At 57.9% G+C, this 15,894-nt stretch carries 11 protein-coding genes and 2 pseudogenes; 4 read left to right on the top strand and 9 right to left on the bottom strand.

Going from position 1 to position 15,894, the window contains the following annotated elements; translation table 11 throughout:
- Positions 1–2 precede the first annotated feature (2 nt).
- The 3 genes from BPNPMPFG_RS27550 to BPNPMPFG_RS27540 form a co-directional block, all read right to left on the bottom strand.
- Positions 3–968, bottom strand: coding sequence for an ABC transporter substrate-binding protein (locus tag BPNPMPFG_RS27550; RefSeq protein ID WP_258591737.1), 966 nt, complete (start codon positions 966–968; stop codon positions 3–5).
- A 412-nt stretch (positions 969–1,380) separates the two neighbouring features.
- Positions 1,381–1,743, bottom strand: coding sequence for a hypothetical protein (locus BPNPMPFG_RS27545; protein WP_140781493.1), 363 nt, complete (start codon positions 1,741–1,743; stop codon positions 1,381–1,383).
- A gap of 8 nt (positions 1,744–1,751) precedes the next feature.
- Positions 1,752–2,660: a hypothetical protein gene (locus BPNPMPFG_RS27540; protein WP_258591736.1), complete on the bottom strand. Its 909-nt coding sequence runs from the start codon at positions 2,658–2,660 to the stop codon at positions 1,752–1,754.
- Between the two features lie 284 nt (positions 2,661–2,944).
- On the opposite strand from BPNPMPFG_RS27540, the gene BPNPMPFG_RS27535 reads away from it, so the two are divergent.
- Both BPNPMPFG_RS27535 and BPNPMPFG_RS27530 read left to right on the top strand, forming a co-directional pair.
- Complete coding sequence (locus BPNPMPFG_RS27535; RefSeq protein ID WP_258591735.1) at positions 2,945–4,645, top strand: ATP-dependent nuclease; 1,701 nt, start codon at positions 2,945–2,947, stop codon at positions 4,643–4,645.
- The gene (locus tag BPNPMPFG_RS27530; RefSeq protein ID WP_258591734.1) at positions 4,638–6,050 is read left to right on the top strand and encodes an ATP-dependent helicase; all 1,413 of its coding nucleotides are present in this window, start codon (positions 4,638–4,640) and stop codon (positions 6,048–6,050) included. The genes BPNPMPFG_RS27535 and BPNPMPFG_RS27530 overlap by 8 nt, the downstream gene beginning before the upstream one ends.
- Before the next feature lie 262 nt (positions 6,051–6,312).
- Here BPNPMPFG_RS27530 and BPNPMPFG_RS27525 read toward each other — a convergent pair whose 3' ends face one another.
- Both BPNPMPFG_RS27525 and BPNPMPFG_RS27520 read right to left on the bottom strand, forming a co-directional pair.
- Positions 6,313–6,591, bottom strand: a complete 279-nt coding sequence (locus tag BPNPMPFG_RS27525; protein WP_258591733.1) for a hypothetical protein — start codon at positions 6,589–6,591, stop codon at positions 6,313–6,315.
- A 167-nt stretch (positions 6,592–6,758) separates the two neighbouring features.
- Positions 6,759–7,124 (bottom strand): hypothetical protein, encoded by a 366-nt coding sequence (locus BPNPMPFG_RS27520; RefSeq protein WP_258591732.1) that lies wholly within the window; start codon positions 7,122–7,124, stop codon positions 6,759–6,761.
- A gap of 119 nt (positions 7,125–7,243) precedes the next feature.
- Here BPNPMPFG_RS27520 and BPNPMPFG_RS27515 point away from each other — a divergent pair.
- Both BPNPMPFG_RS27515 and BPNPMPFG_RS27510 read left to right on the top strand, forming a co-directional pair.
- Positions 7,244–7,838, top strand: a pseudogene (locus BPNPMPFG_RS27515) (SOS response-associated peptidase).
- Between the two features lie 181 nt (positions 7,839–8,019).
- Positions 8,020–8,658, top strand: a complete 639-nt coding sequence (locus BPNPMPFG_RS27510; protein WP_258591731.1) for a hypothetical protein — start codon at positions 8,020–8,022, stop codon at positions 8,656–8,658.
- A 72-nt stretch (positions 8,659–8,730) separates the two neighbouring features.
- Here the strand turns inward: BPNPMPFG_RS27510 and BPNPMPFG_RS27505 are convergent, their stop codons facing one another.
- The 4 genes and pseudogenes from BPNPMPFG_RS27505 to BPNPMPFG_RS27490 form a co-directional block, all read right to left on the bottom strand.
- Positions 8,731–10,020: a tetratricopeptide repeat protein gene (locus BPNPMPFG_RS27505; RefSeq protein WP_258591730.1), complete on the bottom strand. Its 1,290-nt coding sequence runs from the start codon at positions 10,018–10,020 to the stop codon at positions 8,731–8,733.
- A 342-nt stretch (positions 10,021–10,362) separates the two neighbouring features.
- Positions 10,363–13,630: pseudogene (locus BPNPMPFG_RS27500) on the bottom strand (error-prone DNA polymerase).
- Positions 13,630–15,153 carry a Y-family DNA polymerase gene (locus BPNPMPFG_RS27495; RefSeq protein ID WP_258591729.1) on the bottom strand — a complete coding sequence of 508 codons (1,524 nt, stop codon included), beginning with the start codon at positions 15,151–15,153 and terminating at the stop codon, positions 13,630–13,632. Before BPNPMPFG_RS27495 ends, BPNPMPFG_RS27500 begins: the two are co-directional and overlap by 1 nt.
- Positions 15,065–15,829, bottom strand: coding sequence for an ImuA family protein (locus tag BPNPMPFG_RS27490; protein WP_258591728.1), 765 nt, complete (start codon positions 15,827–15,829; stop codon positions 15,065–15,067). The genes BPNPMPFG_RS27495 and BPNPMPFG_RS27490 overlap by 89 nt, the downstream gene beginning before the upstream one ends.
- Positions 15,830–15,894 lie beyond the last annotated feature (65 nt).

Genomic DNA, 15,894 nt, shown 5'->3' with positions numbered 1-15,894 from the left:
CCTCAGTAGGTTTTGACTGCCGAGGTCATCATAGTCTCGGGAATCTTCAGCCCCAAAGCGCCCGCTTCGGTCTTGTTGATCTCAAAACCGGCAATCTTGGGAATGATGACCGGTGTCGTGGCGGGGTTGGCGCCCTTCAGCACCGCCACCACAAGGTCGGCCGCTCTCGTTCCGACAGTCACATAACTGTAGCTGCCAGCCAGGATCGCGCCGCCCTTGACCGCATCAGACGTGCAGCCGAACACTGGAAGCTTGGCGTCCTTGGCAACCTTTAGAGCCCCTGCCATGCCCGAGATGGTCGTCGTATCGCAGGGAAACTCGATCGCCTGAACGCGTCCGACAAGCGACTGCGCCGCCTGGGTGGTTTCGCCGGCATTGGCGATACCCGCGGTGACGTGCTTCAAACCCTTGCTTTCTATGTGCGCGACAGCGCGCGCTGCCAGCGGATCGCCTGCGGGATCACCAACCTTGTAGATAAGACCGATGGTCTCGATGGTGGGCAGGATACTCAACATGCCGTCGATTTCCGATTCGACGGGAAGAGGATCCGAGACTCCAGTCATGTTGCCGCCTGGCTTTGCGAGGGACTGAACGATGCCCGCCTCGACGGGTGTCGACACGCCGACGAACACTACAGGCACCGTCTTGGTAGCCTGCTGTATGGATTGAGCTGCGGCGGTGCCAATGACCACGATCAGATCGCAACCGCCATTCGCGAATTGCTGCGCTATGGTTTGCTGTGTAGCGGCGTCAGCTTCGGGGTTTTGAATGTTCTGGACGATCTTTTCGCCGCCCGAAGCCTTCAGGCCATCGTTCATCCCTTTCAGGATGTCATCAATGACAGGCGCCGAGGCATATCTGTTCACACAGACTGTCTTGCCAGAAAGGGCTGCATCCTCCGCTTTAGCGGCCACTGCGGAAGCGAAAGTCATACCTGCAACAGTCGCCAGTGTGATCAGTGACTTCATGTCAGTTCCCCATGTTTGGCCGCCTTGCCGGCAGCGCTTGCCTGTTCCAATTATGAAACTGAATGCAGTTTCATAATTTGTCAATCGACTTTCGTAAGAAGCGCTTTGGAGAGGCAGGCTTTGCAACGTTGACCTGCGAAAAAGGGACGATGCGAGAAAGGATTGAACTCTAGGTTATTCCAATAAAATCAATTAGTTACGATTATCTTTGTAACATTGTGACAACCGACAAAATGACCTCCGATGCAGCCGCCGGATGCGTCGTGCAAGCGTCTGCTATCTGTCGGTGGAGAGGAATACGAAGATCTTGCCTGAAGCGCTGGGATCCGTAGCGGGTTTCTCGGCGATATGATTCAGGTCTGCGTCATGACGCGCGACCTTCTTGTTGGCGGCGCAGACCCTTCATCGGCGTTTAGCCTGCCTGCCAGGTCCGGGTAATGGCGAGTATATATGTAAACGGCGCGAAGGTGAAAAATGCCAAGACGGCCAACTCGATCGTTCCGAGGACACCTGGCTCATTGTAGCTGAGCGCCAAGTAATAGAGAACGATACTGCAAACTGACAGCGCGGCACATGCCAACGTTGGCAGTTTTGACGTCTCCCTGGGGGATTTTCCAGAGGCAGTTTGTCTCCCGAGTGCATAACCAGCCGCCATAGCAGTAGCGCTGACAAGGTGAAGCGCCTCATAGCCGGCCGGAACGCTCATGCTAACGGTGGACATAGCAGCGCCACCTGCGGACAGGGCAGATGCTACCGAGAAGTCTTCAAACGACATTGGAACGCCTATTTTATAACGGGGATCGTGACGGAACCCGAGGCAATTGGCTTCCTCTCAGAGTCGAACAATATCATAGGCCCATTAATGCTACCCGAGGCCATACTGTTGATACCGAAGTTCTTTATAGACCCCTTGGTAAAATAACCCGGTGATTTTAGTGCTGGATCTCCCGAAAAGTAGAGCGAATCACTCCAACTTGGGGAGAAATCGGTAAACTTGCCACTTGTGAATTCCGCCCCATTTTCCTTTGCGGCCTGAATGAACCTCGCCAAAGTATCGCTGGACCATGACGAGCCAATCCCCGGGATCGATACGTAGACGTCTGACGGTGCGTCGAGATTCATTGCCGTGATGCGATTGTTTTCGACCTGATAAGAGAATCCAACGTGCACTTCCCGCACGACGCCGTTCACCTCAGCATAGGCTGTATCAATGGCGCTCTCGAAATAGCCATCTGATTCTTGCGCAGTCTCCACCTTTCTAAAAACCGTGGCGCGCTGACTGGTATTGTGATTGCCGTAGATGATTGGAGCGTCATCATCGATGTCGCTATCCGATATTTCTTTAACCCAATAGCGGTTGCAATAAACTTCGCCCGGCGGCAATGGTTTGGCGTAGTCAATCCGAATATCCGCTTTCCTCCACATTGCATTTAGAGGGCTTTGTCCCGTGTTGCGGATAAAATTCCAAACTCGATTCCGGCCGTCTATCCGATCTAGGTCCGAACCCCAAACAAACTTGCCGTCTCCGCCATCCACCTCGTCCCCGATCGCAGGGGGCAATCCTTTGTCAAAGCCCTCAAGCATGCATTTGCCAAGCGAGATCGTCGGCAGCGTAATCGTAGCGAGAAATGCCATCGCACAATGCTTTACAAAATATGCCATAGACTGGGCCTCCCCTGCGAAGAAATACATCAGTCAACTCTACAATGGAAGTCGAATGGTATGTGCTAATTGTTCGCACCAAGGGTGCTCCGGAGCTTTGAGAAGCAAATTGTATCGCCGCCGACCCCGCAAAATCGGTGTTTCGGCAGCCCGAATTGGGCACCAGACAGGGATCTCGTCTCGAATGATCGCGCTCAATACGACATTATTGACCGTAGTCTTACAAATAATTGTGCGCTCAGAGTCTGCTTCTCTGGTGGAGCTTGACCACTCCAGATACTAAGGCTTCTCGAAGCCTTGGGGGGAAGGAATAGTTGGCCCGTATCCGTCACATCGACATCCGCAACTTCCGATGCATCCAGGCACTGTCGTGGTTCCCCTCTGCCGGCCTCAACTGCCTAGTTGGCCCTGGCGACTCCGGGAAGTCCTCAATTATTGATGCGATCGACTGCTGCCTTGGCGCACGCCGCTCGATCCAATTCAGCGACGCGGATTTCTACAGATTGAACGTCGAGATACCGATCTCGATCACGATCTCCATCGGCGAACTGGATGACTCGCTGAAGAGTATCGAGAGTTATGGCAACTACGTTCGGAGTTTCAACGCGGCGACTAGAGAGATCGAGGACGAGCCCGAGGCTCAGGCTGAGACGGTTCTAACCATCAATTTGCAAGTCGGTAGCGACCTGGATCCAGTTTGGACATTGGTGTCGGATCGTGCAGAGGGGCGCGGCCAGGCTCGCTTTCTGACCTGGGCGGACCGCACACGAATCTCGCCAACGCGAATTGGTGCTTTGGCAGATCACAATCTTGGTTGGCGTCGTGGTTCAATACTGAACCGCTTATCCGAAGAACGTGCGGATACCGCCGGTGCGTTAGCGAAGGCTGCACGTGACGCGCGGGCTGCTTTCGGCGATTTGGCTGGGGAACAGCTTAGTGGGACGCTGCAGATCGTTGCCGAGGTCGCGAAGTCACTTGGGATCGCCGTCGGCGACAACCTGAAGGCTATGCTCGATGCGAATTCAGTATCGTTCAGCGGCGGAACAATTGCGCTTCATGAGGCAGACGGCGTTCCACTTCGATCCCTCGGCGTCGGATCAACGCGCCTCCTGTTGGCGGGCTTACAACGCCGTGCAGCGCAGAATGCCACTGTGATACTTATGGATGAGTTGGAATACGGTCTGGAGCCCCATCGCATCATCAGACTTCTGGGGTCCATTGGCGCGAAGGAGGCGCCGCCTCCACTTCAAGCCTTCCTAACAACGCATTCGCCGGTGGCATTGCGAGAGTTGCGCGGCGACCAGCTTGTTGTCGTTCGAAAACGTGGATTAGTTCACGAGGTTCAACTTGTTGGCGGGGACCCTGGCATTCAAGGAACGATCCGAAGCTCACCGGACGCATTTCTTGCCTCCTCTGTTCTCGTGTGTGAGGGGGCGAGTGAGGTCGGCCTGTTGCGAGGCCTGGACCAGTATCTAGTTTCTCAAAACGCTCTCTCTATGACAGCCGTTGGCGTTGCTCTCGTGGATGCGGGAGGATGTGACCACATCTACCGGCGGGCGAACGCGTTCAGAGCATTGCATTTTGAGGTCGCGGTGCTGAGAGATGATGACAAGCAACCCGATGCGGCGACGGAGGGAGCCTTCGCCGCGGGCGGAGGCTCCCTCTTTTGCTGGCGTGCTGGGCGGGCTCTTGAGGATGAACTATTCGCAAGCTTGAGCGACGAGGCCGTGCATCAATTGTTGGAGCGCGCCGTGTCGATACACGGTGAGGAGGCTATTGGCGCAAATATCGGGTCAGCGTCCAGCGGACAGATGAATTTGTGGCAGTGTCGTGGTGCCGTGACGCACACAAGCCGCCAAATCATGGCACTCGCTTCGCGCCGTAGCGGATGGTTCAAGTCAGTGACCTGGATGGAGGAAGCGGCGCGCGACATCGTCGGCCCGGGTCTTGCCAATGCCGAGCCGGGCTTTCAAACTATAGTAACTGCGATCATGCGCTGGATCTTCCGTGCCTGAGATCGATCTTTTGGCGATAAACCGTGGCGCGGTTACTGCCCCGGCAGGATGTGGGAAGACGCACCTCATCGCAGACGCGCTTGCCCGGCATTCCGACGCGAAGCCCATTCTCGTGCTGACGCATACCAACTCGGGTGTCGCCGCATTGCGCGGTCGCTTAGACCGCGCTGGCGTGCCCTCAAGGGCCTATCGACTTTCAACCATCGATGGTTGGGCGTTGCGGCTACTAACGATGTTTCCCAAACGTGGCGGCCACGACCCTCAGATTTTGCAGGTGAGCAATCCGGCTGCCCACTATCCTGCCCTTCGCGATGCGGCATGGAGATTGTTGCAGGCCGGGCATCTGAGTGACGTGTTGGCCGCAACTTACCACCGGCTCATTGTCGACGAGTATCAAGATTGCTCGGAAAATCAGCACGCCATTGTGCTCCACGCTGCAGCGATCATTCCGACTTGTGTGCTTGGCGACCCTATGCAGGCGATATTCGCTTTCGGTGGCAACGTATTGCCCGATTGGAGCCGAGAGGTATGCACTGCGTTCCCGCTTGTGGGCGAACTAGAAACACCGTGGCGTTGGATAAATGCAGGAGAGGAGGTTTTCGGTCGATATCTGCTTGATGTTCGCCATGACTTGGTGGCCGGACGACAGGTAGACCTGACTCGGTCGCCTCCGAATGTGCATTGGGTCCAACTTACTGGCGGGCCCGGAGATCACGAACTTCGGCTCCGCGCCGGGAGGACATCCGTGGCTGGGCTGGATGGCAAAGTGTTGATCATCGCAGACTCACGATCGCCGCAGAGTCAGCGCGATTTCGCGGGACAAACGCCAGGCGCTGTCACCGTCGAGAATGTAGACATGCGCGATCTGGTCACATTCGGAGAAGGGCTCGATCTCACGTCGCCCAACGTGTTGCATCACGTCGTGGGCTTTGCCTCAAGCGTTATGACCGGGGTTGGTGGTGCGACCATGATGCAGCGTGTGACAACGCTACGAGAAGCGAGGCAGCGTCGGGAGGCATCCGATGCCGAAAAGGCTGCCATCGCCTTCGCGGAGGCCCCCAGTTACCGACGGGCGGCAGACCTGCTTGTGGAGATCGGCAAGCAGAGCGGTGTGCGAGCTCATCGCCCTTCGATCCTACGCGGTGGCCTCAAAATGTTGGAAACATGTGGCGGGTCTGAGAACATCGCACCTGCTGACGCTGCCATACGCGTGCGAGAAATGTCTCGCCTCATCGGACGACCGCTAGCGAAACGCACGGTTGGGAGCACTTTGCTGCTGAAAGGATTGGAAGCGGATGTTGCCGTCGTGCTTGATCCAGCGGCAATGGATCGGAAACACCTCTATGTCGCCATGACCCGAGGCGCCAAGCAACTGGTGATTTGCTCCCGCACCAATATGATTTGACGCATCACGCGGCGGCCGCGTGGCTGCGCGCCCTGGAAGATGGTGTCGGCGAGAACCAACCGAATAGAATCTAGGTCTAAAGGCGGAGCGCGAGCACGAACAGCAGGGCCGCGATCGAGAGGTTCCGTGCAGGGGAGCACATGCACTGGCGGTAGGCCGCTTCATCTTTAAGCACAGAGAAGCATACACGACGCGCGAGACGCTGGTAGGCGACCGCGGCGCTGGAACCGCCTCCAGGATCGCGCCGGGGACCTAATAGATTTCAATTCATACGCTTTTGCTCGGCATATTTCGGGTTCCAGCGCAGCGCTTTTTCGGTCTCCCTCTGCAGATGCTTTGAGAGTTCGACGGCCATATCGCCGTCCTCGATTACGCTGGCGATCAGCTCGGCGCCAAGCAGCGTGTGGGCATACACTGCAGCCTGAGGCGACAGCGTGTTGAGGAGCTTGGCTATCTTCCTTGACACGCGTTCGATGTCGGGCATCTCCTTGCTGATAATCGCGTTCACATAAGCCTGCTCTTCGTCGGTTACAGAGAACATTACATTCAACTCCGTCAGCAGTATCGCTCGTCTTCGCTGCATGCTCGAAGCAAAACCAACGCGACTGCTGGCGCGGGGAAGCCCAGCCGGCATCCCCGCCGCTGCCGCTGGAAGCCAGTCGGCGTGACGTGCTTCAGCCTGAGCAGCCTAATCTCTTCGCTCACAGCCTACTGGCTATCGTAGGCAAACGGATCGCGGCCCAGTTCATCGCCTGGTCCCAACGGGCGGCCCGGATTGAGGTAGCCGGCGATGTCATAGCCTTCCATCATCCAGTCTTGGAACTCTTCGTCGTTCACCCGGTCCAGGAATCCGGCGTAGTATTCGGGGCAAAGCTCTTCGAGTAAGTCACGGAGCTTCTCCACCTGCTCTTTCCTGGCCCCAGCCCGAACACCCAACCCGTAGGCAACACCCGGCAGTGACGGTATTGCCTGGCCCTCGAGATCAATTCGAAATCGACCGTTTGGCATCTCATGAACAGAGAACGAGACGCCAGCGAACTCAACCGGCACGACTGGTTCTTGCTTGTTTTTCATGATCGTCTCCTTTCGGCCCTCAACATGAACAAAAAGAGAACAAAAAGGCAAGCCACCCCTGTCTGGACGATCTCCACGCGCTATGTTGAACTCCATCGATCCACCGTGCGGAGCCTCCTATGTGCAACGACTACGAGCAGCATATTGCCTGGGCAGAATACTGCCGGATGATGCAGTCGCTCGCGCTCAACATCTCTACTCATCAAACCGAACTCGATTTGCCGCAGGCCGACGACATCCGCATCAACGACCGAGCTCCGATCATGCGCGCGTCCGGCGATGCCATCGAACTGGTTTCGATGACGTTTGGTTTTCCTCCGTCGGGGCCGAAAGGCGGTCCGGTGTTCAACTTCCGCTCCGAAGGTCGCCAGTTTGCCAATAGCAAGCGCTGCCTTGTTCCCGCGTCAGCGTTCTTCGAATTCACGGGAACGATATCCCAAGGCGAAACATCGATTTTCGCTGAACGGCTCCTCCTCCTTTACGGCCATCGCCGGCTTGTGGAAGGAAGGCGACGGCAACAAGCCCCCTACATTCACCATGCTGACGACTGAGCCAGGGCCGGATGTGGTGCGTTATCACAACCGGCAAGTCGTTGTGCTCCAGCCGGCGGATTGGCCAGCCTGGATTCATCTGACAAAGCCCGAGGCTGAACTTTTGCGACCGCTGCCCGCGGGATTTCTGGCAGTCCAGACGGTGCGGCAGGGAAGCCAGTGACTTGCGACAGGCGATCGTCGATCGGCGGCAGCTTTGCGCCAAGCGTGGTCGCCGCCAATCCGCGAAACGGACGTTTCACTAAGACAGCAGTCGACCAGAAACCGTGATTTAATCCGCCATCCCCTAGGCTCCATTCGCGCGAAGGGTTAGATTATAAGTCCCACCTTGATTAGGTCTGCATGTGAACTGGATAACTGAATACCAAGGACTGCTGGGAGCTCTGGTCGCTCTGCTCGCAGCGCTGCTCGGATTTGGTGGTGTTATCTACTCACAACGAGCGCTAGCGAAAATGTCCGCAGACGAGCGCACGCATTATGAAGCTCTTGCGAAGGCTGAAGCGGAGGACCGCCATCGACAGAACTTGGCATCTCTCATGAATGCCATCGTCGGAGAACTGCAGGCCCTTGCAGTGGCTGTTGCCGACGCATCGCGTCTTCTGGCTGCGCAAATCCAGATCGCGGAAGCACTTGCCAACGAAGGTAGAGACAGGAAAACGCAACCTCGCATCTCATTTCAGTTCCAGACCCCGATCTTCAACGCATACGTTGGGAGCATTGGACTCATGGAGCCAGAGGTGGCCTTCAAGGTCGCTAAGTTATATGGACATCTGTTGTCTTTTGGAACCCACGGCGCTGCAGAGACCCCAGAAATGGAGGCCAGCCTGGCGGTGCGCGTAATGCATTCTGTCGAGGCTTCATTGTCGTCCATGCAGAGAGAGATGACTGAACTTCAACAAGTTCTCAAGCCGTCGGTGGCCCAACAGGATCAAAGCGCACTGTTAGCTTCTGCGACGAGGTTGGGCCAGGTGCATCAAACTTGATTTCGAGCAAGGCCCACCGTTGTCCTCAAAAAGAAGCCTAGCCTCGATTGGAAGCCAGATTGACGCGCTACGTCAACCCTTGAGCACCCCTGCCTTCGTATACCCCTCCAGCCAGTGCTCTCGATCCTCCGGCCTCTCACAAAGATTCGCATGTAGACGGGCCATCACAGCAGCATTGTGGCTTGGGGGCTTTATGCATTCGTATCGTGCCATTGCCTGTTGCGCTCTTTCCTCTCGGCCTAGTTGAGCTTCTGCTGCTGCCAACGCTGGATACTGATGTGCGGGAACCTGTTGGTAGCTGCCGCAAATTTTGACGATCTTCTCGTATTCCTTCCGCATGAAAAATGCATCGCAAAGCGTGTCGAGGCGTGCATCATCTGCCGCATAGGGCTCAATCTTTTCTGACCTGGCGAACCAAGAGATTGCCTCATCGAGCCGGCCCCGATAAGTCATGACAACCCCCATTGCTTGCAACACGCGCGGATCATTAGGACTCAACAGGACCGCCTGCTTGGCATGCTTTTCCGCCACGTCGAGCGAGCCGGTCATCGTAAAGACCAATGCCGCCCTATGCTGCACGTGAGGATGTAGGTCATCCAGAGACAGCGCCTTGCCAATGTGGTCAAGAGCCTTTGGAAATCGTGTTTCAGGGGGATCGCTTAAGACGAAGACGCTGTAGGCGTAAAGCTCGGCAAGCCCCGCATGCGCGACACCAAAGTCAGCATCAAGGGAAATAGCTTTTTCATACCAGCTAATGGCGGTTCCCAGTCCATTTGCGGTGTGACGCGAGGTCCATCTTCCTTGCAACTCGCAAAGATATGCGGAGGAGACCTCAGTCGGACCCTTCCGAAACTCCTGAAGATTGATTCGCTCAACGTGCCCAGGAATTACCGAGGAGATCGATTGCACCAATTCATCCTGAACCGCGAATAGATCATCAATGGTGCGGTCGTATCGCTCCGCCCATAAGTGAACACCGTTCCTGGCCTGGACAAGCTGACTTGTCACTCGGACTTGGTTGCCATTCCGTCTGACGCTTCCTTCCAAGAGGTATTGCACTCCGAGCTGCCGGCCTATCTCCTCCGCTGGCGTGGGTTTGTCTTTAAATTGAGAGGCGGAGTTCCAAGATACAATAAAGAGATCCTTGAATCGCGAAAGCTCCGTAATTAAGTCTTCGGTCAGCCCGTCGGAGAAAAATTCCTGACCAGTGCCACTGCTTAGGTTCCGAAATGGCAGAACCGCGATACTAATCTTGTCAGGATCAATCCAACCGCTACGATGCCCACTGTTTTGCAGTCCGACGAGTGCACTCAAGAGTAGTGGATCTGCATTTGTGCCGGATAGAAAATCTGTGTGTTCCATCGCATCATACCTTAGCTGAGCGGCTTCTGCTGTAGTCCCCTCCGGCGTTGAACGGGCTGATCAGCCGTCTACGGCTGACAGTCTGAGGGATTGGATCATGACGCAAAGGGCCCACAGTTTCCAGCGCGATCATATGCCTGTGCAGCGCAGTCGGACCATCTTCGTTTATCCTCAGCCGGTCCCAAAAATGTTTTGGGGCGAAGCGCGCATCCGCCGTTATCGAATTTCGTCATTGAGCCAAAACGGACGCGAGCCGAACGTCCGTATCCGCGAGCAACGCTGGTGCGGAATGCCGGCGTTGGGTCAGAGCTTTGCATCTTAGGCAGGTGATATAGCTCCAATCTATTTAAAGTCCCGCGTCTTCACCTTGATCTGATCAATGTGCCCATAGAGGTCGACAATATTGCGCGGCTTCGGCCCCTTAGGCAGACCACGTGGGTCAGGTGTCGGACTGCCACTATGGAACTCGTCGCCACGCCCATGCGGCAGCGGGAAAGCGGCATCGCGCTCACCGACACTTGCGAGGTCGGCCGATAGGTCGCTCAGACGATGAGCGACGAGATGCACGACCTCGCCTTCGCGCTGGATACGGCCGTAAGCGCTGATCATCCCGGCGGACAGGACGACCCGGCGAAATTTCTCGAACACCTTTACCCATACCACCAGGTTGGCGATGCCGGTCTCGTCCTCCAATGTAATGAACATGACACCTTTGGCCGAGCCCGGGCGCTGACGGACAAGAACGAGACCGGCAGCCTCCAGCCACTGACCGTCACGTGCCTCCATGGCCTCGCCGCAGCTGACCATGCGCCGGCGGCGCAGATCAGCGCGCAGGAACGCTACGGGATGACTGCGCAACGTCAGGCCAACGTGCCCATAATCCTCGACGACCTCGCTCCCGGCTGTCATAGGGCGCAGGGCTACTGCGGGCTCCTGGATCTCCGGCACTATTTCCTGCTCCCGCGTGGAGGCGGCTGCGAACAGCGGCAGCGGTTCGTCGCGTAGCGCCTTGATGGCCCATAGCGCCTCTCGCCTGGCCAGCGACAAGGAAGGCTGAAACGCGTCGGCCTCGGCGAGCTCGACGAGCGAAGCTGAAGCAACGCCGGCTCGGCGCCAGAGATCATCGACGGACTGGAAGGGCTGGTCAGCGCGTGCGGTGACGATGGTCGCTGCGTCGGCATTGGCAAGCCCACGCACCATGCGCAGGCCAAGTCGAACTGCAAAGCGATCTTCCCACTCTGTCGGCTCCAGTGTGCAATCCCACCGCGAGGCATTGACGCAAACCGGACGCACTTCCACCCCATGATCGCGCGCATCTCGGACGATCTGGCGGGCGCATAGAAGCCCATCGGCTGGGCATTGAGAAGTGCAGCGCAGAAGACATCTGGATGATGGCATTTCATCCAGGAGGAGGCGTAGGCGATCAGTGCGAAGCTTGCAGCGTGACTTTCCGGAAAGCCGTAACTGCCGAAGCCTTCGAGCTGCTTGAATGTCTTTTCCGCAAACTCGCGTTCATAGCCATTCTTCACCATGCCGGCGATCAACTTGGTGCCAAATTTCGAAACGCCGCCAGTGTGCTTGAACGTCGCCATGGCGCGGCGAAGCTGATCAGCTTCGCCAGGTGTGAAGCCTGCGCATTCGATCGCCACACGCATCGCTTGTTCCTGGAACAGCGGCACGCCGAGCGTTTTGCCAAGCACCTTCTCCAGCTCGGGTTTGGGATAGACAACCTCTTCCTTGCCTTCCCGGCGTCGCAGATACGGATGCACCATGTCGCCCTGGATGGGACCTGGCCGAACGATCGCCACTTCGATGACCAGGTCATAGAAGGTCCGCGGCTTGATGCGGGGAAGCATCGACATTTGCGCACGGCTTTCGATCTGGAAGGTGCCCAGCGTGTCCGCCTTGCGGATCATCGCATAGGTGCGCGGATCCTCAGCGGGGATCGAGGCGAGATCAAGATTGATGGCCTTGTGCTGGGCAAGCAGGTCGAAGCCGCGTTTCATGCAGGACAGCATGCCGAGCGCAAGCACGTCGACCTTCATGAACTTCAACGCATCGATGTCGTCCTTGTCCCATTCTATGACCTGGCGGTCCTTCATCGCAGCAGGCTCGATCGGGACCAAATCATCTAGCCGGTCGCGTGTCAGCACAAAGCCGCCGGGATGCTGTGAGAGGTGTCGTGGCGCACCTATCAACTGTCTGGCGAGATCAAGCGCGAGACGAAGACGCCGGTCACCGAGATTGAGATTCAGCTCTTCGGCGTGCTTCGGCTGGACGCCTCCATCGGACCAGCCCCAGACCTGGGACGACAGCATCTTGATCAGGTCTTCGGGCAAGCCGAGGGCTTTGCCTACATCACGCAATGCACCTTTCGCGCGGTAGCGGATAACCGTAGAGCACAGGCTGCGTGGTCGCGGCCGTAGGTCTCGAATACCCACTGCATGACGATCTCGCGCCGCTCGTGCTCGAAATCGACATCGATGTCCGGGGGCTCGCGCCGTTCTTCCGAAACAAAACGTTCGAACAGGAGGTCGTTGCGGTCCGGGTCGATCGAAGTGATGCCGAGCACGTAGCAGACGGCGCTGTTGGCAGCAGAGCCCCTGCCCTGGCACAGGATGTCCTGGCTGCGGGCAAAGCGGACGATTGAATTCACGGTGAGGAAATATGGCGCGTATTGCAGCTTCTCGATCAACTGTAATTCGTGTTTGAGAGTGGTCACGACTTTGTCCGGTAGGCCTTCCGGAAAGCGTTCCGCCGCACCTTCCCAAGTCAGTTTCTCCAACGCTTGCTGCGGTGTCAGGCAGGGCAGCATCCGCTCTTCCGGATACTGATACGCCAGTTCATCGAGCGAGAAGCAACAGCGCTCAGCGATCTCGACCGTGCGTGCGAGCGCCTTGGGATAAAGGCAGAACAGGCGCGCCATCTCTTCCGGCGGCTTGAGATAGCAATCGGCATGTCGCTCACGCCGGAAGCCAGCATCGTCGATCGCCACGTTGTGGCGAATGCAGGTCGCGACATCCTGCAGGATACGTCGCGAAGGTTCATGGAACAGCACGTCGTTGGTGACGACAGTCGGAACGCCGACCTGCGCAGCGAGGTTGGAAAGAACATGCAGCCGCAAGGCATCGTTCGGTCGGCGCCGCAGCGTCAGCGCCACATAAGCTCGATCGCCGAAGCCCTCGCCCAGCCGACGCAACCAAAGCGCGCAAGCCTCATCGGCTTGGTCCGGCACGAGAACCACAATCAGCCCTTCGCCATAGGCGACGAGATCAGCACAATGCAGCACGCATTTGGCTTTGCCGCCCCGCTTTTTGCCGAGCGATAGCAGACGGCAAAGTCTCGAGTAGGCGGGCCGATCCGTTGGGTAGACCAACAGTGACACGTCCTCGGCTAAGTCAAGCCGGCAACCAACGACAAGCCTGATGCCTGTGGCCTTTGCGGCCTCATGCGCTCGAACGATGCCAGCCAGGCTGTTGCGATCGACAATGGCGAGCGCCGGCATTTCCATGACGGCCGCCTGAGCGAACAATTCCTCGCAGGAACTGGCGCCTCGCAGGAAAGAGAAGTGCGAGGTGCATTGCAGCTCGACGTAAGGAGCGCCAGCCACTAGCCAAAAATCCCGTGCAGAAACCAGCAATGCGAACCGGTCGCGACATCCTCACCATCGCCGGCTCGGTAAATCCAGAAACGCTCACCTGCTTCGTCCTCGACCTGGAAATAGTCACGCACGGCTGCAAGCTCGGCATGGCACTTCCACCATTCGCCGAAAACGCGCTCTGGACCATCGGCACGCTTCACCCGGCGACGGATGCCGCGCCAGGTGAAACTGACTGGCGGATGGTCCGGAAGAAGCGCAATCGCCTCGATCAACTCCGGGAAGGCAAATAGACGAGCGGGTCGCGGCCAATGATCCGGCCAAGCCTCGCCGGTGTCTGGCGATGCAGGAGCGATACGCCGAAACGACCGCTCGGGCACGTCGCTTGCGACAGGAGCAAATCTATAAAGCTTCTCTTCGCCGACGCGGTTGCCGAGCGTATCAATCAGGTCGGAGATATCCGCGTCCGGTTGCTCGATAAGCGATGAGATCGTCTGCTTCGGCTTGAGCGATTCAGCCAGGGGGGCTGCCAAGCGCATCAGTTCGATTCCAAAACCGGGGTCAATCGTTTCGATCTTGTCGCAGAGCAGTCGCGTCAGCCGCTTCACGTCGCGCACCGGCAGTGCGGTGCTTACGCGAATTGCTTCGATCCGGTTATCGACGCGATGCAACAGTAGATCGAGACGTCGTGTTCCTAGGCCTTTGGTCTCCAACTCAGCACACATCAGTTCGACCAGCTTGTGGACATAGCGCGCGATAGTTTCGGCAGCGCCGATCGGTTCGCCAAAGACACGCTGCACCTCGATCACATCTGGTGGTCGGGTCGGGTCGATCGGTTCATTGAGCACCCCAGCGGCCTGGTCGAGTCGGCGGCCAAGCTCCGGACCAAAGCGTAGCGCCAGCGGTGCGCGCGGTTGCGCCAGCAAGTCGCCGATGTTTTCGAAGCCGAGCACGCGCAATCCATCGACGATCGCTCTGGGTAGCCGCAGTGCGGAGATTGGCAGAGAGAGAAGCGCATCTCGCGCCCCGCCGCTGGCCACAACGTTGACATTCTGCCGCAAGTATCGCGATACCGCATGAGCTGCGCCCCATGTGTCGGCGATAGCGGCACGAGCGGAAAGGCCCGCTTGCACAAGCCGCTCGACCATATCGGACAGCATCGCATGCTCGCCGCCATGAAGATGATCAGCACCCGTGGTGTCGATCACCAACCCGTCAGGAGGATCCGCAGCGACGATCGGCGCATAGCGTCGCAACGCCCATAACGCCAGCCGATCGAGCGCTTCAGCATCCGCTTCCGTTTTGGCGTCCATGACAACCAGACCGGGCACAAGCGCCTGTGCCTTGGTCGCCGGCATTCCAAGACGCAGGCCCGCTGCTAACGCCGCGCGATCGGCGGCAACAACTATGCGACGGTTTCCTTGCCGACCTACCAGCACCAATGGCTTATCCGGTGGCGGCGAGGCGTCGCCCAATTTCCTTCTGAGCCGATCTGTCGACCAGCTTGGAAGGAAGAGCGAGACGACCCTTGGCATCGCATGCCTCCACTTCGAGATCAGCACTTTCCCCTGCACGGCATCGGATCAGCTCAAGGTGCCATCGCGCCCGGCCGACGCCTGGAACCGGTAGGGGTTTCGAGGGAAGAACCGAAACTCGCCACCGTGTGACCGAGGCGGTTGGTTGGCCAAAATCGGCGGCGTCAGCCTGTCGGCGCCATCGGCGAATGGCAATGCCGATCGCGCCCGAGCCTTCCGCGGCCAATTGCAGGCGGCGGGATGCCGTCATCGGTAGCCGCGCGACTTCGGCGACGACCGCGCCCAGACCCACGTGCCTCAGGCCTTCTTCGAAACAGGCCAGCAGGGATTTGTCATCGCCCGCCTCGACGTAAATAACTCGATCCGGATGAAGGCCTGCCTGGGCAATGGCTGGCGCAAACAGATCCTGCCGAGTCACGCACCAAAGCACCCTGCCTCGCGTCCTTGACGCTATTCCGGCTGCAAAAAGCGATGCCGCCGCACCGTCGATGGCACCATTGCCGCCGCCAGCGACCTCATGAAGTGCGCCCAGCGCCAAGCCACCCCCAGGTAGATGGCGATCGAGCTCAGCAATACCGAAGGGCAAGACCGTTCGACCGTGCTCCTTGCCACCTTCAAGACGACGAATACGCTCCTGAAGGGCTTCGACAACGGTTCGGTCGGCGGCGACACCCATGCTCTTTGCAACTCAATTGGCTCCTATTATGTTCCCTATCTGTTCTCTCCAACGGCAAGAGTCAA

It is taken from the genome of Mesorhizobium sp. AR07, assembly GCF_024746815.1.
Lineage (GTDB): Bacteria > Pseudomonadota > Alphaproteobacteria > Rhizobiales > Rhizobiaceae > Mesorhizobium.
This window is presented reverse-complemented; position numbering and strand designations above follow the sequence as displayed.